Annotated in this window: 13 protein-coding genes and 1 pseudogene; 5 read left to right on the top strand and 9 right to left on the bottom strand. The window is 71.3% G+C overall.

All coding sequences use genetic code 11. The features are described 5' to 3' along the window. Positions 1-272 precede the first annotated feature (272 nt). From TA3x_RS26025 to TA3x_RS26010, 4 genes and pseudogenes are all read right to left on the bottom strand, one after another. Positions 273-665: a DUF1398 domain-containing protein gene (locus tag TA3x_RS26025; protein WP_435022483.1), complete on the bottom strand. Its 393-nt coding sequence runs from the start codon at positions 663-665 to the stop codon at positions 273-275. A 22-nt stretch (positions 666-687) separates the two neighbouring features. Further along, a pseudogene (locus TA3x_RS26020) lies at positions 688-816 on the bottom strand (helix-turn-helix domain-containing protein); the annotation flags it as partial. A 46-nt stretch (positions 817-862) separates the two neighbouring features. Continuing rightward, positions 863-4,312, bottom strand: a complete 3,450-nt coding sequence (locus tag TA3x_RS26015) for a PAS domain S-box protein (protein WP_435017588.1) — start codon at positions 4,310-4,312, stop codon at positions 863-865. Between the two features lie 9 nt (positions 4,313-4,321). After that, positions 4,322-5,830 carry an ATPase domain-containing protein gene (locus TA3x_RS26010; RefSeq protein ID WP_435017587.1) on the bottom strand — a complete coding sequence of 503 codons (1,509 nt, stop codon included), beginning with the start codon at positions 5,828-5,830 and terminating at the stop codon, positions 4,322-4,324. 628 nt (positions 5,831-6,458) lie between these two features. Here TA3x_RS26010 and TA3x_RS26005 point away from each other — a divergent pair. The 4 genes from TA3x_RS26005 (at position 6,459) to TA3x_RS25990 (ending at position 13,671) form a co-directional block, all read left to right on the top strand. After that, the gene (locus TA3x_RS26005) at positions 6,459-10,751 is read left to right on the top strand and encodes a PAS domain S-box protein (protein WP_435017586.1); all 4,293 of its coding nucleotides are present in this window, start codon (positions 6,459-6,461) and stop codon (positions 10,749-10,751) included. A gap of 104 nt (positions 10,752-10,855) precedes the next feature. Further along, complete coding sequence (locus TA3x_RS26000; protein ID WP_435017585.1) at positions 10,856-11,092, top strand: hypothetical protein; 237 nt, start codon at positions 10,856-10,858, stop codon at positions 11,090-11,092. 83 nt (positions 11,093-11,175) lie between these two features. Continuing rightward, positions 11,176-13,056, top strand: a complete 1,881-nt coding sequence (locus TA3x_RS25995) for a pyrroloquinoline quinone-dependent dehydrogenase (RefSeq protein ID WP_435017584.1) — start codon at positions 11,176-11,178, stop codon at positions 13,054-13,056. A gap of 210 nt (positions 13,057-13,266) precedes the next feature. Beyond that, a complete protein-coding gene (locus tag TA3x_RS25990) occupies positions 13,267-13,671 on the top strand; it encodes a hypothetical protein (RefSeq protein WP_435017583.1) in 405 nt (134 codons plus the stop codon). Here the strand turns inward: TA3x_RS25990 and TA3x_RS25985 are convergent, their stop codons facing one another. The 3 genes from TA3x_RS25985 to TA3x_RS25975 form a co-directional block, all read right to left on the bottom strand. Continuing rightward, on the bottom strand, positions 13,672-14,838 hold the full coding sequence (locus TA3x_RS25985; RefSeq protein WP_435017582.1) for a 5-(carboxyamino)imidazole ribonucleotide synthase: 1,167 nt from the start codon (positions 14,836-14,838) through the stop codon (positions 13,672-13,674). After that, positions 14,835-15,332, bottom strand: coding sequence for a 5-(carboxyamino)imidazole ribonucleotide mutase (purE, locus tag TA3x_RS25980; protein WP_435017581.1), 498 nt, complete (start codon positions 15,330-15,332; stop codon positions 14,835-14,837). Before purE ends, TA3x_RS25985 begins: the two co-directional genes overlap by 4 nt. A 150-nt stretch (positions 15,333-15,482) precedes the next feature. Next, the gene (locus tag TA3x_RS25975) at positions 15,483-16,979 is read right to left on the bottom strand and encodes a RecQ family ATP-dependent DNA helicase (RefSeq protein ID WP_435017580.1); all 1,497 of its coding nucleotides are present in this window, start codon (positions 16,977-16,979) and stop codon (positions 15,483-15,485) included. A 256-nt stretch (positions 16,980-17,235) separates the two neighbouring features. Here TA3x_RS25975 and TA3x_RS25970 point away from each other — a divergent pair, with 256 nt between their 5' ends. Further along, entirely contained in the window at positions 17,236-18,102 is an 867-nt protein-coding gene (locus TA3x_RS25970) for a serine/threonine protein kinase (RefSeq protein WP_435017579.1), read from the top strand. 2 nt (positions 18,103-18,104) lie between these two features. Here the strand turns inward: TA3x_RS25970 and TA3x_RS25965 are convergent, their stop codons facing one another. Together TA3x_RS25965 and TA3x_RS25960 are read right to left on the bottom strand one after the other, a co-directional pair. Next, positions 18,105-18,350: a hypothetical protein gene (locus tag TA3x_RS25965; protein WP_435017578.1), complete on the bottom strand. Its 246-nt coding sequence runs from the start codon at positions 18,348-18,350 to the stop codon at positions 18,105-18,107. Between the two features lie 62 nt (positions 18,351-18,412). Beyond that, complete coding sequence (locus TA3x_RS25960) at positions 18,413-19,468, bottom strand: NAD(P)-dependent alcohol dehydrogenase (protein WP_435017577.1); 1,056 nt, start codon at positions 19,466-19,468, stop codon at positions 18,413-18,415. Between the last annotated feature and the right edge of the window lie 84 nt (positions 19,469-19,552).

The following is a 19,552-nucleotide window of genomic DNA, read 5'->3' as shown; positions in this document are numbered from 1 at the left end:
CCACGCCCTGGGCGAAGGTATTCGTTTCCACGCCGCTGCTATCCGGGCCGCCTGCGAGCGAATCGGCGGCCGTGCCCGCGAAGGTGATCGACTGCCCCGCGTGGCCGCCCGGATCCCTGGATGCGCAGCCCCGTGACGCTCCCCTGCGCGAAGCTAGCGCCGGCGCCCGTCACCGCATCGTTGCTGGTCAGGTGAGCCCCTGGCCGTTGGTTTTCGACGCCGCCCACCGTGCCAGCGAAGGGTGCCGACACCCCGACCGGCCGGACCTGCCCTCAGGGGGCCGGGAATGGTTCGACGTGGAAGTCGCCGTTGCGACCCAGGTAGATCGCCTTCCGGCCGTTCAAAAAGACGCTGTAACCCGCGGTGCCGGCGGCCATGATGCGCCGGAGGAAGTCCGGATATGCGATCTCCTTGCGTTGGATGGCCGTGATCGCCGACTGCACGCCCGGCGATGAAAACGCCTCGGGGATCGCGGGGGCGTCGGCGAGCGGCATGACTTCGAGATGCGTGGTGCCGTCGAGCCCGTAGTGCCTCCTCTCCAGTCGGGTCAGGTCGGCGTCGTAGCGTTCGACGCCCGTTGCCATCATCCGGCCCACCGACTCGGGGAAGGTCATCCGCCCGGCGAATGCCGCCGCAAGGCACTCGTGCAGCACCGCATTGTCCATGGCTCACCCCAGAACCTTGCCCTTCGCCGGGCACGAGTGCGTCGAGGCCAGCCTGGTTGGAGGCGTCGAGCCATCGCTGGAAGGTGCGTTGGTTGACGGCGAGGTCCTGGGTGATCTGGGGGTGGGGTCGGCCACGATGGGCCCTCAGCACCACCTGAGCCCGGGGCCTCAAGTTGTTGCTGGTGCGGAAGGCTCGTTCACCCCCGCAGCTCGACCAGCAGCTTCATCAGGTCGTCGAGGTCCACGGGCTTCACCAGGTGGCCGTCGCAGCCCGCCTCGCGCGACCGTTCCTTGTCCCCCTCCTGGCCCCAGCCGGTCAGGGCGATGATCGTCATGCCCCGCCCCCACTCCTGCTGGCGGATCTGGCGCGTCGCGTCGAGGCCGTTGAGCAGGGGCATGCCCACGTCCATCAGCACGACCTCGGGGAGGAAGTCGCGGGCCGCCTCGATGCCCTCCAGCCCGTCGTTGGCGGTCCGCACGTCGTTGCCCATGAGCCGCAACATCCGGGCGAGGCTGTTGGCCCCGTCCCGGCTGTCGTCCACCACGAGGATGCGCCGGCTCGTCCTGGGATGACCGTTGGATCCGGGGGGAGGCGCGGGCGCCGCGGGGGAGGCGGCCACCGGGAGGATCACGGTGAACGTGCTGCCCAGCCCCTCGCCGCCGCTGGCGGCGGAGACCGTCCCGCCGTGCATCTCCACCAGCCCCTTGACCAGCGCCAGGCCGATGCCCAGGCCGCCGGTGGCGCGCTCGACGCTGCGGTCCACCTGGGAGAACATGTCGAAGATATTGGCCAGCGAATCGGCCGGGATGCCGATCCCGTCGTCGCCGACGGAGACCGCGACGTTCCCGCCCCTCGGCTCGGCCTCCAGCCGGATCCGCCCGCCGCGGGGCGTGTACTTGGCGCTGTTGGAGAGCAGGTTGCCGAACACCTGGGCCAGGCGCGTGAGGTCCGCCTCCAGGTGGATCGGCCGGTCGGGGATGCGGACGGTCAGGGCGTGGCCCCCGGCGTCGATGAGCGGGCGTGCCGTCTCCAGGGCGACGTTCACCGCCTCGGCCAGGGTCACCCGTGAGAGGCGGAGGTCCATCTTGTTGCGGTTGATGCGGGAGACGTCGAGCAGGTCGTCGATCAGCCGCACCATGTGGGTGATCTGGCGTTCCATGATCTCCCGCGTCTCGGCCACCGCCTCCTGGTCCGACCCGGCCAGGCGGAGGACCTGGAGGCCGTTGCGGATCGGGGCCAGGGGGTTGCGCAGCTCGTGCGCCAGCAGGGCGATGAAGTCGTCCTTCTTGCGGTCGGCGTCGCGGAGCAGCCCCTCGGCCTCCTTCTGGTCGGTCACGTCCAGGTACGCCCCGATGCAGAGCATCGCCCTCCGGGCCTCGCCATGCCCCTCGAACAGGGCCCGCCCGCGGACGCGGAGCCAGCGTAGGGCGCCGTCGGCCCGGTAGATCCGCTGCTCGACCTCGAACATGCCCGGCCCCGACGGGTCGAGCGCGGCGCCGACCCTCCGCATCACCTCGTCCCTGTCGTCCGGGTGGAAGTGCTCCTGGACCCGGGCGAAGGTGGTCCGGCGATCGGGCCAGCCGTAGATGTCCCGCCCCGGCTCATTGACGGCCACCGCGTCGGTCGCGAGGTCGATCTCGAAGGTCCCCATCCGGGCGATGGCGACGGCCAGCTGGAGCCGCTCGTCCCGCTCCCGCAGGGCCGCCTCGGCCCGCACCCGCTCGGTCGTGTCGATCCCCTGCACGAGGACGCCGGTGATGACCCCCGCCGCGACCTTGATCGGCTGGTAGACGAAATCCAGGACCCGCTCCTCCAGGCCCCCGGCCCGAGCGATGAGCACCCGGTGGCCCGTGCCCGCGTACGGCTCGCCGGTGCGGTACACCCGGTCGAGGAGTTCCAGGAACCCCTGGCCGGCGATCTCCGGCAACGCCTCCCGGACCGGCATCCCGACGACATCCCGGCCGCCGATCAGCTCGAAGTATCGCTCGTTCACGCGTTCGAAGACGTGGTCGGGCCCCGCCAGGACGGCCATGAACGACGGGGCGTGGCGGAAGATCTCGGACAGCCGCGCCTCGCTCGCCCGCAGCGCCTCCTCGGCCTGGAGTCGGGCGGAGACGTCCGAGAACAGGACGCCGACCTGGCCCCCGCCGAGCGAGAAGGCGGACACCTCGAACCATCGGCCGAGGTCCTCGACCCGGGCGGTGCGCCGGAGCGGTTCCCCGGTCGCCGCCACCCGGGCGTACGCCTCGATCCAGCCCGGCTCGTGGCCGGGCATCACCTCCCGGGCCGTCCTGCCGACGACGTCGCGCAGGCCGGTGTGGTGCTCCAGGGCGGGGTTGGCGAGCAGGTATCGGTAGTCGACGGGGCGGCCCTCGGCGTCGGCCACGGGCCGGATCACGCAGTAACCCTCGTCCATCGATTCGAACAGCGAGCGGAATCGCTCCTCGCTCGCCCGCAGGGCCGCCTCGGCCCGCTTCCGCTCGCCGATGTCGTGGGACACCCCGAGCAGGCCGACCACCGCCCCGGAACCGTCCCGGATGCTGGTGACGCGGGCATCGACCCACACCCGGGATCCATCCTTTCGGTAGTCTTCGTATTCGCCCGACCAGTCGGGCCCGGCGGCCCGCTCGCGGATCTCCGCGGCCACCCGGGACCGGACCGGCTCGGCGAACCGGTCGGCATAATGGCGGTCGACGACCTCTTCCGCCGCCCAGCCGTAGAGGCGTGCGGCCCCCTCGTTCCAGTAGGTGACCACCCCCTCCGGGTCGGTCATGACGACCGCGTCCTGGACGTTGGCCAGGAGCATCGCGTCCCGGGTCAGGCGCTCCTCGGCCCGCTTCCGGGCGGTCGCGTCGCGGAAGACCTTGCCGTAGCCGCGGAGTTCCCCGGCCGGGCCCCGGATGGCGACGGTGACCCCCTCGGCGAAGAACCGGGAGCCGTCTTTCCGGCGGTGCCACCGCACGTCCTCGGCGCGCCCGCTCGCGGCCGCCTCGCCCGCCTCCCGCTCCGGCACGCCGGCCGCCCGATCCTCGGGGGTGAAGAGGATCGCCACCGGCTCGCCGATCGCCTCGTCGGCCCGCCAGCCGGTGATCGCCTCGGCCCCGCCCAGCCACTCCAGCACCCGGTCGCGGACGTCGGAGATGACGACCGCGTAGTCGGTCGCGTGGCCCAGCAGGAGCTGGATCCGCTCGTCCCGCTCCCGGATCGACGCCTCGGCCCTCGCCCGCTCGACCAGCAGGTCGCGGACCTCGCACTGGTGGCGGCGGGCGCGCAGCGCGGCCCGGACGACGCTCAGGAGGGTCCGCATCCGCACCGGCCGCTCGACCAAAGTCGCATTGGTCGACTCGCGGAGCGTGGCGTGGCGGCCCTCGGTCCCCTCGCGGGTCAGGACCACCAGAGGCAGGTCCGACCAGGTGGGCTGGGAGCCGAGGGCCTCCGAGAGGCGGGCCGCATCCCCCCCGGTGACCGCCTCGTCGGTCAGGAGGACCGCCCCGGCCCCGGCCGCCATCTCCCGGCACAGGTCCGCGATGCCGGCGCAGGCGGTGCCGGCCATCCCCGCGCCCGCCAGCAGGTCGAGCGTCCGCTCGGCGTCCCGGGCCGTCGGCATGAGGACGAGCACCCGCTCGTCGGGAGATCCCTCGGGCATGGCCATCCGCTACCGGCCCCCCCCGCCGTCCGCGTCCCCGGGGAGCATCCCCGTCTTCCCCTCGTACTGGGGGGTGCCGGTCATGATCCCGCGGAATCCGGCCAGGGGCTCGCCGATCACCACCCCGTCGGCGGTGATCTTCAGCTCTCGCAGGCTCCGCTGGTGTTCCCCGGTCCGCTTCTTGAACACGCTGAGGGCCTGGCGGATCTCCCCGCCGGCCTCGAAGTACCGGAACAGCAGCACGGCGTCGGCCAGGTAGCTGACGTCGATGTCGCTCATCACGCCGGCCATCAGCCCGTGCTGGGCGACGACCATGATGGTCACCACCCCCTTCTGATTCAAATAGGAGAACAGCTCGTGGAGGTGGGTGGCCAGGAATCGATCCCCCGGCATGGCATTCATGTAGCCGTTCAGGCTGTCGATCACGATCACCCCGGCCCCCGCCTCGACGGCCCGCCGCACCTCGTGGGCGAAGGCCCCCGCGGTCAGCTCGGCGGCGTCGATCTGCTGGGCGTGGAGCTGGCCGCTGGCCTGGTACTCGCGGATGCCGCCGTCCAGCCCGGGGCAGAGCTTGTCGGAGCGGTCGAACAGGGTCTCCAGCACCTCGTCGAACGTGTAGACCGCGGCACGGTCCCCCGTCTTCAGGGCGTTGGCGATGTACTGCATGGCGACGGTCGACTTGCCGACCCCGGCCGGGCCGAGCAGCAGTGTAGTGGTGCCGGTGGTCAGCCCGCCGCCGAGCATGTCGTCCAGGGCCGCGACGCCGCTGGGGTAGGCCATCCGCTCGAACCGATCGTGGTGCTCGGCGGCCACCAGCCGGGGGTGGACGACGACCCCGCCGTCGATGATCTCGTAGTCGTTGTACCCCTCCCGGAACTTCGCGCCCCGGACCTTGGTGACGAAGAGCCGCCGGCGGGCCTTGCCGTACTCCGGGAGCGACCGCTCCAGGATGATGTTCCCGCCGACCAGGCTCTCCGGCTGGATGTCGCCGAACGGGTTGGAGCGGTCGTCCAGAAGGAGGACGGTGATCCCCCGTTGCTTGAAGAACTGCTTGAGGGCCAGGAGCTGGCGGCGGTAGCGGAGCGAGTCGCCGGACAGGAGCCGCAGCTCGGCCAGCCCGTCGAAGACGACGTGGCGGGGCCTGATCCGCTCGACCTCCGCCAGGATGGCCCGGGTCGTGTCCCCCAGCTCGGTCTCGGCCGGGTGGAAGACGGATTCCCCGGACTCGCCGGCCAGGGTCGCGGCCTCCGCCGTCAGGTCGCAGATGGCCAGCCCGTCCAGCGACCAGCCGTGGGAATCGCAGGCGTACTCCAGGTCGGCCAGGGATTCGGTCAGGGAGACGTAGAGGCACGGCTCCCCGGCCGCGACCCGGCCCAGCATGTACTGGAGGGCGACGGTGGTCTTGCCGGATCCCGGCTCGGCCTGGAGGAGGTAGAACCCCTCGCGGATAAACCCACCCATCAGGACATGGTCCAGCCCCGGGACGCCGGTCGGCACGTACTGCCTGCGATCAGCCATCGTCTCGCCCCCGTCGTGCCGCCGGGCCGGGGATGGCTCCCGACGCGGCGAAGTCGCCGGCGTCCCGCCGGATGCCGGCGCGTCCCGGGCCCCCGGATCGTCCCGGGCGCAGACGGCGATGCCGGTGGCCCGTCCGCCCTCGCCTCCCCGGTCCTGGTTCGCTCCGACCCCGGTGCGTTCCATGAGCCGTCGAGCACCCCACGATGCTATGCGATCCCGGTGCCGGATGGTAGCCCAGGATGGGCCATCGCGCGGCCGGCGCGGAGGATCGCCCCCGCACTCGATGCGGCGATCCCCGGGACGCGCCGGCGCGCCCCGATGGGATGTTATAGGAATCGGGCGGGGCGGCGGGAAGCCCCCCGCGTTCGCATCAACACAGCCTGCCAATTTCCCCGGGCTTCCCCCCGATCGCCGCGGATTGACCTAGGATTCGGTCGAAGCCTGGCCGTGGATCCCGGATGGACCAGCCAGGCCCCCCGGAAGCCAAAGCAAGGGGGAGGATGCGGGATCGATCGGCCTCCCTGAATCCGCTCCCGGATGCACGCCCAGAGATCCGCGGCCCGATTCATCGATCACCCTTCGTGTCCGATCCTGGCAGATCCCGTTCGTCGCTGGGGACCGATCGTCGATGGATGTTTGCACGACCTCCTGCCGGATCACCGCCCTGCCGGCGCCCGCCGCAATGCCGGCCGCCCTGGGAGATCTCTTCTCGACCGAGGGGTTCCCGGCCCGCTGGTCCTGCGGCGCCTGGCCGTCCTGGCTCGGATGGCTCCACATCGCCTCCGACCTGGCCATCTTCGCGGCCTACACCTCGATCCCCATCGCGCTGGGGTACTTCATGTGCCGGCGGCGTCGGTTCCCGTTCCCCGGCCTCACCGCCCTGTACGCGTCGTTCATCCTCGCCTGCGGCATCGGGCACGGCCTGGAGGCGCTGATCTTCTGGCACCCGGTGTACCGCCTGGCCGGGGCGGTCAAGGCGATCACCGCCCTGGTGTCCTGGGCCACGGTGATCGCCACGGTGCGGATCATCCCGACGGCCCTGAAGCTGCCCGACCTCGCCCGCTCGGAGATGGCCCTCCGGCGGAGCGAGGAGCGGTTCGCCCTGGCGGCCCGGGGGACCGACCACGGGATCTGGGACTGGGACATGGCCACGGGCGTCACCTATTACTCGCCCCGCTATCGCGAGCTGCTCGGGTGCATGGGCGGCGACTTCGACGGCAAGCCGGAGGACCGACTCCACCCCGAGGACCGCGACGCGGCGCTCTCGGCCATCGTCGCCCACCTGGACCGCCGGTCCCCCTACGACGTCGAGTACCGGCTCCGCACCCGCGACGGCGACTATCGCTGGTTCCACGCCCGGGGCCAGGCGGTGTGGGACGACGACGGCCGGCCGTCCCGGATGGTCGGGTCGATCGCCGACATCGACGACCGAAAGCGGCAGGAGGCGGTGATCGCCGAGCAGGTCCGGATCGCCGAATTCGTCCGCGACGTCGCCCTGGCGCTCACCGAGGACGCGACCCTGCCGGAGATGCTCCGCCGCTGCGCCGAGGCGGCCGTCTGCCGGCTCGATGCGGCGTTCTCAAGGGTCTGGATCCCGGACGAGTCCGGCGAGATGTTGGAACTCCGGGCCAGCGCCGGGATGTACACCCACATCGACGGCCCCCACGCCCGGGTGCCGGTCGGCCGGTTCAAGATCGGGACGATCGCCTCGGAACGCCGCCCCCTGCTGACCAACTCGGTGGTGGGCGACCCCGCCGTGCCGGAGCAGGCCTGGGCCGAGCGCGAGGGGATGGTCTCCTTCGCCGGCTTCCCCCTGATCGTCGGGGATCGGCTGATCGGGGTCTGGGCGACGTTCTCACGCCGCGAACAGTCCCCGGAGGTCTTCGCGGCCATGGAGTCGGTCGCCCGGGGGCTCGCCCTGGGCATCGAGCGGAAGCGCTCGGAGGCGGCCCTCCTGCGCAGCGAGGCCGAGGCGAAGAAGCTCGCCCTGGTCGCCGCGAGGACCGACAACGCCGTGATCCTCACCGACCCCCACGGGAAGATCGAGTGGGTCAACGACGGGTTCACCCGGATCACCGGCTATGAGCCGGCCGAGGTGATCGGGCGGAGCCCCGGGGCGATCCTCCAGGGCCCCGGGACGTCGCCGGAGGCGGTCGCCTACATGCGGGCCCGGCTGCGATCGGGCGAGGGGTTCCGCACCGAGATCCTCAATTACACCAAGGGGGGCCAGGCCTACTGGATCGCCGTCGAGGCCCAGCCGATCCGCGACGCGGAGGGCCGGATCATCCACTTCATGGCCATCGAGGCCGACGTCACCGAGCGCAAGATGGCCGAGGAGGCCCTCCGCCGGAGCGAGGAGCGGTTCGGCCTGGCCGTCCGGGGGACCAACGAGGGGCTCTGGGACTGGGACGTCGCCGGGGACACCGTGTACTTCTCGCCCCGGTTCGCGGAGTTCCTGGGGCGCGAGGGGGGCGAGTTCGAGGGGACGCTTGAGGAATGGAGCTCCCGGCTCCACCCCGACGACCGGGGCCGCGTCCTCGGCCTGCTCGCCGAGCACTTCGAGACCCGGGCCCCCTACGACGTCGAGTACCGCCTCCGGGGCGACGGCGGCGACTATCGCTGGTTCCACGCCCGGGGCCAGGCCGTCTGGGACGAGCAGGGGCGGCCCGTCCGCATGGCCGGCTCGATCGGCGACATCACCGAGCGGAAGCGGACCGAGCAGCAGCTCCGCCTGCTCCAGGCGGCCGTGGAGAATGCCAACGACGTGATCCTGATCACCGAGGCCGAGCCGATCGACCAGCCCGGGCCACGCGTCGTCTACGCGAACCCCGCCTTCGAAAAGTCCACCGGCTACGCCTGCGAGGAGATCATCGGCAAGACCCCGCGCATGCTCCAGGGCCCGGGGACGGACCGGGCCACCCTCGACGGACTCCGCGAGCGCCTCGGGCGGTGGCAGCCGACCCGCGTCGAACTGCTGAACTACACCAAGGATGGCCGCGAGTTCTGGGTCGAGCTGAATATCCGGCCCGTGTCCGATGCCTCGGGATGGTACACCCACTGGGTCTCGATCCAGCGGGACATCACACAGCGGAAGCGCGCCGAGCAGGAGCATCGGGCCCGGGCCGAGGGGGAGGTCCGCGACCTCAACGCCCAGCTGGAGCGGCGCATCCTCCGCCTCGACGCGCTCCGTCAGATCGACCTGGCCATCTCCGCCAGCCTCGACCTGCCGCTGACCCTGGGGATCGTGCTCGATCAGGTCAAGGCCCAGCTCCACGCCGACGCCGCCGCGATCCTCCTGGTCGACCCGCACAACCGGACGCTCATCTACGCGGCCGGCAAGGGGTTCCGGACCGACCGCATCGCCGCCAGCGTGGTGCGGCACGGCCAGGGGCTGGCCGGCGCCGCGGCCCTGGAACAGCGGCCGGTCTCGGCCCCGGACATCTCCCGGCCCGAGGCCGGGTTCGAACGGGCCGACCTGCTGGCCGACGAGGGATTCGTCTCCTACCATGCCGTCCCGCTCACGGCCAAGGGGCAGGTGCGCGGCGTTCTGGAGGTGTACCATCGCTCGGCCTTCGAGCCGGACCGCGACTGGCTCTCGTTCCTGGAGACGCTCGCCGGCCAGGCCGCCATCGCCGCGGACAACGCGACCCTGTTCCGCGACCTCCAACGATCCCACACCAACCTCATGGCCGCCTATGACGCCACGATCGAGGGCTGGGCCCGGGCCATCGACCTCCGCGACAAGGAGACGGAGGGGCATTCCCGCCGGGTCACCGAGATGACCGTGATGCTCGCCCGGGCGATGGGCGTGGACGAGGGGGACCTCCTCTCGATCCGCCGGGGGGCGATGCTCCACGACATCGGCAAGCTGGGCATCCCCGACGACATCCTGCTCAAGCCCGGACGGCTGACCGACGCCGAGTGGGCGATCATGCGTCGCCACCCCGAGTACGCCTACGAATGGCTGGCGCCGGTCGCGTTCCTGAGGCCGGCGCTGGACATCCCCCACCACCACCACGAGAAGTGGGACGGCACCGGCTACCCCGGCGGGCTGAAGGGGGAGATGATCCCGCTGGCCGCCCGGATCTTCGCCGCGGTCGACATCTGGGATGCGCTGCGGTCCGACCGCCCCTACCGGGCCGGATGGCCCGAGGCCCGCGTGATCGACCACATCCGGTCGCTCTCCGGGAGCCACCTCGACCCCGCCGTCGTGGAGGCCTTCCTGGCCATCATCGGCGGCGAGTCGGCGCCGGCGGCCGCCCCGAAGGCCATCGGCCGGGACGAGCCGCGGGGCGAGGCCCGGACGGTCATGCTCGAATACCAGGTCCAGCAGGCCCGCGAGGCCTACCGGATCCTGGAGGACCAGAAGGCGGACCAGTCCCGGGAGCTGGACCGATTGATGAGGCTGGCCCATACCGACGACCTGACCGGGCTGAACAACCGCCGGCACTTCCGGCAATCCTTGGAATCGGCCTTCTCGCTGGCCTGCCGCGACTCCCGGCCGCTGTCGGTCGTCCTGCTCGACCTGGACGGGTTCAAGTCGTTCAACGACGAGCACGGCCACCAGGCCGGCGACGAGTTGCTGATGGCCCTGGCCTCGATCCTGCGCGACGCGATCCGGCCCCAGGACTCGCTCGCCCGCTACGGCGGCGAGGAGTTCGCCGTGCTGCTCCCCGACACCGACGCCGCCGCCGGGCGGGCGATCGCCGAGCGGCTGCGCTCGGCGATCGCCGACCACCCCTGGCCGCGCCGGCGGGTCACGGCCAGCCTGGGCGTCGCCACCCTCACCCCCTACGTCCTCTCGGCGTCGGAGCTGATCGCGGCGGCCGACGCCGCCCTGTACCACTCCAAGAGGAATGGCCGGGATCGGGTGTCCCACAACGAGGAGGTCGAGGAATTCGCCCTGACGTTCGGGGCCTGAACGCCACCGGGCCGGCCGACGCGGATCGGATCGCCATCGCCGGCCGGCCCGGGAGACGTCTTCAGGCCGGCCCCGGCCGGGGTTACAGTGGGCCGGACGAAGCCGTGGCCCACCCCCTCCGACGCGAGGTCCGCACCATGCTTTTCGGCGAGCCCGAAGACAATGCCAAGCTCATCCGGTCCTTCGACGCGGCCGACGCCGTCCGCTGGATCCGCGAGGCCGACGACCGGGACCACACCTGCCGCAACGTCGAGTTGCAGGCCGCCCTGCTCAATGCCTTCCGCCTGATCGTCGACCTGCAGGATCGGGTCGCGAAGCTGGAGGCGGGGAAGGGGGGATGATGGTTCGGACCGGGGCCATGACCCGCGCCCGCGGCGCCGGTATGCTGTGCCGAGATCGGCCCCGGCGACCCGGAGACACCCGGATGCGTTCCTGCCTGACCCGCCTCTGCTGCCTGCTCGCAATCGTCGGCACCGCCGGGGCCCAGCCCCCGCCCGGGGTCGACTGGCACGGCGTGGGCAACGACCCCGGCTGCGCCCGCTATTCGCCGCTCGACCAGATCAACCGGGACAACGTCGCCCGGCTCCGGCCGGCCTGGACCTTCCACACCGGCGAGCTGGAAGGAGGCGTCGGCCGGACCATCGAATGTACCCCGATCGTCGTCGATGGCGTGATGTACCTCACCACCGGCAAGCTCCGGGTGGTGGCCCTCGACGCCGCGACCGGCGCGGTGCGCTGGCAATTCGACCCCGCGAAGGAACGGCCGTCGGGGATCCAGTTCGCCTCCGGCGGGGTGAACCGGGGCTGCGCCTTCTGGTCGGATGGCCGGCCCGGCGGCCTGCGAAGGATCATCCACGGGACCTCCGACGGGCGGCTCTACTCGCTGGACGCCGCGACCGGCCGGCTCGACCCCGGGTTCGGGGACGCGGGGATCCGCGACCTCCGCAAGGAACTCGACCCCAGGTTCGCCCGCGTCTCCTACGGCCCCACCTCCGCGCCGGTGCTGTGGCGGGACACGATCATCGTCGGGTTTTCCTGCGACGAGGGGCCGGGCCTCGCCGCCCCGGGCGACATCCGGGCGTTCGACGTCCGCACCGGCGCGGAAACCTGGCGGTTCCGCACCGTCCCCGGCCCGGGCGAGTTCGGCAGCGAGACCTGGGCCGGCGACTCCTGGAAGGATCGGGGCGGTGCCAACGCCTGGGGCGGGCTCAGCGTCGACGTCGATCGCGGGCTGGTGTTCGCCGGCCTGGGGTCGGCCTCGTTCGACTTCTTCGGCGGGGACCGGCACGGCGACAACCTGTTCGCCAACTGCACCGTCGCCCTCGATGCCCGGACCGGGAAGCGGGCCTGGCACTTCCAGACGCTCCGCCACGACCTCTGGGACCACGACCTGCCCACCTACCCGAACCTGGTCACCGTCACCCGCGACGGCAAGCCCGTCGACGCCGTGGCCCAGGTCACCAAGACGGGCTACCTGTTCCTCCTGGACCGGATGACGGGCCGACCGCTGTTCGACGTGGAGGACCGCCCCGCGCCGGCCTCCGACATCCCGGGGGAGCGGGCCGCCGCCACCCAGCCGATCCCGGTCAAGCCGCCTCCGTTCTCGGCGCAGAAGTTCGACGAGGCGGACGCGACCGACATCGGCGAGTCCAATCGGGCCTCGGTGCTGGACCAGCTCCGGAAGATCCGGGGCGGCCCGGCGTTCCAGCCCCCGAGCCTCCAGGGCACGGTGGTGATCCCCGGCTACCACGGCGGGGCGAACTGGTCGGGGGCCTCGTTCAACCCGGCCACCGGGCGGCTGTTCGTGAACTCCAACAACGTCCCCAACGTGATCACCCTGTCCGGGGCGAAGCCGGGCGACGCGAAGGATCGCGGGCCGTACCGGCACACCGGCTACAACCAGTTCCTCGACCACGAGGGGTATCCGGCGATCAAGCCCCCCTGGGGGGTGCTGACCGCCATCGACCTGAACACCGGCGACTTCGCCTGGCAGGTGCCCCTGGGCGAGCATCCCGAGCTGACCGCCCGGGGCGTCCCGCGCACCGGCACGGAGACCTTCGGCGGGTCGATCGCGACGGCCGGCGGCCTGGTGTTCATCGCCGGGACCAAGGACGAGCGGATCCACGCCTTCGACGAACAGACCGGCCGGATGCTCTGGGAACACGCCCTCCCGGCGGGCGGCTATGCGACCCCCGCGACCTATCGGGCCGGCGGGCGGCAGTACGTCGTCATCGCCGCGGGCGGTGCGGGCAAGCTGCGCACCCGGGCCGGGGATGCCTTCGTCGCCTTCAGCCTCCCGGATTGAGGCTTCGGCCGGATCCCCCCGCCCGGAGACGATGAGGGAAAAACCCGTGTTGCCGGCCTCCCCGCCTCGGTATGGCCCGGCGTTCGCGGATCTCCCGGGGCCCGGACGATCCGGCCGCCCGATGCGGGCGGTGATCGGCCCACTTGCAAGGCGGGATCGATCGGGTCACGATGCACATTTTCCGGCGGGCCTACATGCCCAGGGGCTCCCATGAAATCGTTCGTCCAAGACGTGGTCCCCGGACTGGTCGGCGCCCTGCTCGGCGGGGCGGTCGGATACTACCTGTTCGCCTGGATCGTCAAGCAGGGTTATGACGCCCCGGTCCTGGTCGGTGCCTTCGCCGGCCTGGGCTGCGGGATCGCCTCGCGCACCGACAGCAATCGGCGGGGCCTGGCCTGCGGCCTCCTGGCGCTGGTCGGCGGGATCCTGGCCCAGTGGAAGCACTTCACCTTCGCGTTCACCCAGGACGGCAGCCTCCGCGAGTTCCTGCTCCACCTGCACCAGGTCCCGCCCATCACCCTGGGGCTGATCGCCGTGGGCGGCTTCCTCGGATTCTGGTGGGGGCGGGAATGGACCCTGAGGCCCCGCCTGCCCCGGCCCATCGAGCGTCCCTGATCAGCGGCCGACCAGCGCCCGCCGCGCCGCCAGGACGCGGTCGAGCGCCGCGTCGGGGTCGGCGTCCAGGACCGTCAGGTGCCCCATCTTCCGGCCGGGGGCGGCGGTCTTCTTGCCGTAGAGGTGGAGCTTGACCCCGGGGTCCTGCCGAGCCATCCGCGACCAGTCCGGGGGGCCGTCGGACCAGAGGTCCCCCAGCAGGTTGGCCATCGCCGCCGGGGCGATCAGGTCGGTCGACCCCGGCGGGAGCCCCGCCAGCGCCCGCGCCTGCTGCTCGAACTGGCTGGAAGCGGCGGCCTCCATGGTCAGGTGGCCGGAGTTGTGCGGGCGGGGGGCGATCTCGTTGACCAGGAGCCGGCCGGCGGCCGTCAGGAAGAACTCGACGGTCAGGACGCCGACCGTCCCCAGGTGGCGGGCGATCGCCAGGGCGAGGTCGCGGGCCTCCTGCGACACGATCGGCCCGACCGGCGCCGGCATGACCGTGGCGTCGAGGATGTGCCGATGGTGGCGGTTGAGCGCCACCGGGAACGACCGCGCGTCGCCGTCGGCCCCCCGGCACACGATCACCGAGACCTCGCAGGCGAAGTCGACCCACCCCTCGGCCACGCAGGTGACCCGGCCGAGCTGGGACCACGCCGAGGCGGCGTCGTCGGCCCGGTCGACCCGGACCTGCCCCTTGCCGTCGTAGCCCGAGTCGGCCGTCTTGAGGATGAACGGGACGCCAAGGGACTGCACCGCCTCGTCCAGCTCGGCCGGCGTCCGCACCGGCCGCCACGGGGCGACCGGGATGCCGTGGTCCCCCAGGAACGTCTTCTCGCGGAGCCGGTTCTGACTCACCCACACCGTCCGCCAGCCGGGCCGGACCGGGATCCGCCGCTCCAGCCAGCGCAGGGCGGGGGCGGACACGTTCTCGAACTCGACGGTCACGGCGTCGGCATGGTCGAGCATCGACCGGAGCGCGGGGAGGTTGTCGGGCGGGCCGATCACCGACCAGTGGGCGACCTGCGCCCCCGGCCCTTGCTCGATCGCCCCCAGCACCCCGGCGCGGTAGCCCATGCGCTGGGCCGCCTGGATGAACATCCGGCCGAGTTGCCCGCCGCCGATCACGCCGAGCGAGGCCGGAGGGGCCAGAGATCCCTGATGACGGTCGTCGGATGGCGTGCTCATTCGGGCGACTCGTCGACGCCGTCGGTCTGCCGGGCCCGGAAGGCGGCCAATCGATCGCGCAACGCCGGGTCGGTGCGGGCCAGGATCGCCGCGGCCAGCAGGGCGGCGTTGGCCGCGCCGGCCGCGCCGATGGCGAGCGTCCCCACCGGGACCCCCTTGGGCATCTGGACGATGGACAGCAAGGAATCGACCCCGCGCAACGTCTTGCTCTCGACCGGGACCCCCAGCACGGGCAGGATCGTCAGCGCCGCGACCATCCCGGGCAGGTGGGCCGCGCCGCCCGCCCCGGCGATGATCAGTTGCAGGCCCCGCCCCTCGGCCTCTCGGGCGTAGCGGAACAGGCGGTCGGGGGTGCGGTGGGCGGAGACCACCTTCGCCTCGAACGGGATCTCCAGGCCCGACAGGATCTCCGCCGCGTTCCGCAGCGTGTCCCAGTCGGACCGGCTCCCCATGATCACGCCCACCAGGGGGGCTCTCGCGTCGTCGCTGGGCATGGATTCGTGGCCGGTGGTCGGGACGCCTGGAGGGGTGCCGGCCGGTCCGTCCCGCCTCGGGCGCGAAGCCAATCTTACGGGGATCGGCCGCCGCGGGCCAGACGGAACCGCCCCGCCGGGACGGGGCGGGGCGACGCTGTCTTCATCTTCTCAGGCGGCCCACCGGCCGGAGCAATGATCGCAGCGGCCGCAGTCGGTCTCGTGGTTGTCGTGGTGGACCTCGTGGACCAGCTCGAAGTAGTGGTGCAGGTAGGCCCAGCGGCAGGACTTGATCTCGACGAATTCGAGCATCTGCTGCTGCTTGAGCCGATCCCGCTCGTCGCGCTCGCGGGCCGAGCCGGCCATCCGCTCCAGGGCGTCCGGGGAGAGGTCGGGCAGGAGCAGGTGGAGGCCGTCGCCGTCGTCGCGGACGACGTGCTTCTGCTTGAGCAGGTTGACCGCTTGCTTGAGCCGGGTCTTGCCGAGCGGCGAGATCGGGATCAGCTCCTTCATGGTGTGCGGGCCGTCCATGTCCATCAGCCGCTTGAGGGCGTGGTGGGCGTTCACCAGGTCATCGCCCGACGGGTAGCGGCCCCCCTGGAAGAAGTTGAGCAGCGCCTTGTCCGAGGGGTCGAACAGGAGGATGCACCGGGCCGGCTCGCCGTCGCGCCCCGCGCGGCCGGCTTCCTGGTAATAAGCCTCGATGGTCGCGGGGACGTGGTGGTGGATCACGAACCGGATGTCGGGCTTGTCGATGCCCAGGCCGAAGGCGTTGGTGGCGACCATCACCTTGAGGTCGCCCCGCATGAAGCGGTCCTGGTTCTCGGTCCGCTCGCCGGCCTTCATCCGGCCGTGGTAGCCGGCGGCGGCGATGCCCGCGTCCTGGAGGGATTTGGTGATCGCCTGGACCGCCTTCACGGTCGCCGTATAGATGATGCCGGTGCCGTCGATGGCGTCCAGCAGCTGCGCGATCTCGCGCAGCTTGGCGGATTCGCCCTCGACCCGGATTGCCTCCAGGCTGAGGTTGGGCCGCTCGATGCCCATGTGGACGATCTCGGCGTCGGGGATGCCGAGCTGGCGGCGGATGTCGTCGATCACGTCGGGCGTGGCGGTGGCGGTCATGGCCAGGACGGTCGGGCCGCCGAGGTCCTCGATCGCCTCGGCCAGGGCCATATATTCGGGGCGGAAGTCGTGGCCCCACTGGCTGGCGCAATGGGCCTCGTCCACCACGAACAGGTCGATGGCCGTCTGCTTGAGCACCTCGCGGAACTCGCGGTTGGCCAGCCGCTCGGGGGTCGTGTAGACGAACTCCCGCTCGCCCCGGGCGATCGCCTCCAGCTCGGCCTGCTCGTCGGCCGCGGACAGGGTGCTGTTGACCTCCGACACCGAGATGTTCCGGGCACGCAGGCCGTCGGCCTGGTCCTTCATCAGGGCGATCAGGGGGCTGACCACCACCGTGGTGCCCACCAGCTCCAGCGCCGGGAGCTGGAAGCAGAGGCTCTTGCCCGAGCCCGTGGGCATGATCACGATCGTGTTCCGCCCCTCGATGGCGGCGGCGACCGCCTCCGCCTGGCCGGGGCGGAACGACTTGAACCCGAAGTGCTCCCGCAGCTTGCGACGCATGGCGTTGGGGTCGGCGGGGTGGTGCACGTCCATGGCATGGGTCATCGAATCGGGCTCCCGTCGGTCGGCTGGCGGAGGAGAGTGGGGGGCGGTGGCTGGTGCTTCCGCAGATCGCGTACCCAAGCCTCGTGTGGTGGACAAATTTCCCGGACGTCCCCCGGCCCTCGCCGATCCGGCCCCCCGGGTCGCCTCGCCCCAATCCTTTCGGGGATTGCCCCCGGTCGCGCCCTAAGTTAACTTCGACGAGTTGCGAGACACCGAGCAGGCCAGGGCCGTCGCCAGGCGACGACCGGGGGACGTCATGGCGAACGGTCCGGATGCGCCGAAGTTCAAGGATATGGAGTGGCGGGTCGTCAAGCCCCTGGGGACGGGGGCCGGCAGCACGATCCTGGAGATCGCCGACCGCTCCCGGGGCGGCAAGCGGTTCGCCCTCAAGGTCGTCAAGCGGCAGGACTCCGACGACGACATCTACATCGCCCAGGCCCTGCTCGAATTCGACATCGCCCAGAGGCTCAACCACCCGGCCATCGCCAAGATCTACGACTGCCGGACCAAGCGGAACCTGCTCCTGAAGGTCGTCAGCGTCGAACTCCTGATGGAGCTGGTGGACGGCAAGACGCTCGACGAGATCGAGGCACCCACCCTCGACAAGTTGGTCCTGATCTTCGACCAGGTGGCCGGCGCCGTGGCCCACATGCACAGGCGGGGCGTTTATCATGGCGACATGAAGCCGTCCAACATCATGGTCACCAAGGATGGCCAGGTGAAGCTGATCGACTTCGGCACCGCCTGGCTCAAGGGGGAGGCTAAGGGGCGGATCCAGGGCACCCCGCAGTACATCGCCCCGGAGCAGGTCAGCGAGAAGACGGTCGACGAGAAGACCGATATCTACAACTTCGGCGCGACCATGTATCGGATGTTCACGGGGCGTTATGCCAACCCCAATGGGCCCCCGATCGGGGAGATCGCCAAGATCAAGGTCGACGCGCCGATCTCGATCAACCCGAAGATCCCCGGCACGCTCAACGAGACGATCATGGCCTGCCTCCAGCGGAACCCGAACCGCCGGCCCGCCGGCATGTTCGAGGTCAAGCACCAGCTCGCCGCCGTGGTCAAGTACCTCGGCCTGGAAGGGGCCACGCCGGAACTCGACGACGACGAGGATTGACCTCAGGCACGCGAGCAGAATTGGCGGGCCGCGCCGGCCCGCTCCAACGCGGCGGTCCGCAGCCGCCGCCCCAGGCTGTCCAGCCAGGCGCCGGGCGGGCCCGATCGGCGATCGCCCAGCGACGACCCGAGGCAATCGGCCCGCCTGGCGAGGTGCCACAGGGTGGCCGGGGAGGACGGGAGGCTCAAAGCCCGGTGGGCGTCCCGGGCGAGGTCGCGGATGGCCTGGGCGAACGAGGTCGGTTCCATGGGGGCGATCTCCATGTTTCGAGGGCGAGGGGTGAAGTCCCGGCCGGGCCCCGCGGGGCGATTCACGACCGGAGCGAGGCCATGTCGATGGAGAAGCGATATTTCACGTCGGACTTGAGCATCCGCTCGTACGCCTCGTTGACCCCCTGGATCGGGATCACCTCGACGTCGGCGGTGATGTCATGCTTCCCGCAGAAGTCGAGCATCTCCTGCGTCTCGGGCATCCCGCCGATGTTCGAGCCCGACAGGCTACGGCGGCCGATGATCAGGTTGAACGAGGAGACCGCCAGCGGCTTCGGCGGGGCGCCCACCAGGGTCAGCGTCCCATCGACGGCGACGAGGTTCAGGTAGGCGTTGATGTCGTGGTCCGCGGACACGCAGTCGAGGATGAAGTCGAAGCTGTTGGCGTGCCTGGCCATCGCGTTGGCGTCGCGGGATACCACGATCTCGTCGGCCCCCAGCCGCAGGGCGTCCTCCCGCTTGCCCGGCGACGTGGTGAACACCACGACGTGGGCCCCCATCGCGTGGGCGATCTTGACCCCCATGTGCCCCAGCCCGCCCAGCCCCACGACGCCGACCTTCTTGCCCGGGCCCACGCCCCAGTGGTGCAACGGCGAGTACGTCGTGATCCCGGCGCACAGCAAAGGGGCGGCCCCGGCGGGGTCGAGATTCTCCGGCACGCTCAGGACGAACCGTTCGTCGACCACCACGCTGTCGGAGTAGCCGCCATAGGTCACGCCGCCGAGGTGCGAGTCGGGCGAGTTGTAGGTGAGCGTCAGGTTGCCGCAGTTGTTCTCCTTGCCGGCCCGGCACTGGGGGCAGGTCCGGTCCGAATCGACAAGGCAGCCGACCCCGACGAGGTCGCCGACCTTGTGCTTCGCGACCGCCGATCCGACCTTCGCGACCCGGCCGACGATCTCGTGCCCCGGCACGATCGGGTAGACCGTTGGCATGAACTCGCTCCACTCGTCGCGCACCGCGTGGAGGTCGGAGTGGCAGATCCCGCAGAACAGGATCTCGATCTGGACGTCGTGCTCGCCCGGGTCGCGCCGGTTGATTGCGGCGGCCGCCAGGGGCGACGTGGCGCTGGCGGCCGAGTAGACCTTCGACTGGTACATGCGATGATCCTGGGTGATTCCGGCCGTTCGTTGCTCGTCCCGTCGAGGGTCATTAAAGGCTCGCCGATCGCAAAGGAAAAGGAA

It is taken from the genome of Tundrisphaera macrotermitis (genome assembly GCF_051175315.1).
Lineage (GTDB): Bacteria > Planctomycetota > Planctomycetia > Isosphaerales > Isosphaeraceae > Tundrisphaera.
The sequence above is the reverse complement of the archived record's forward strand: the minus strand, read 5'-3'. Positions and strand labels throughout refer to the sequence as shown.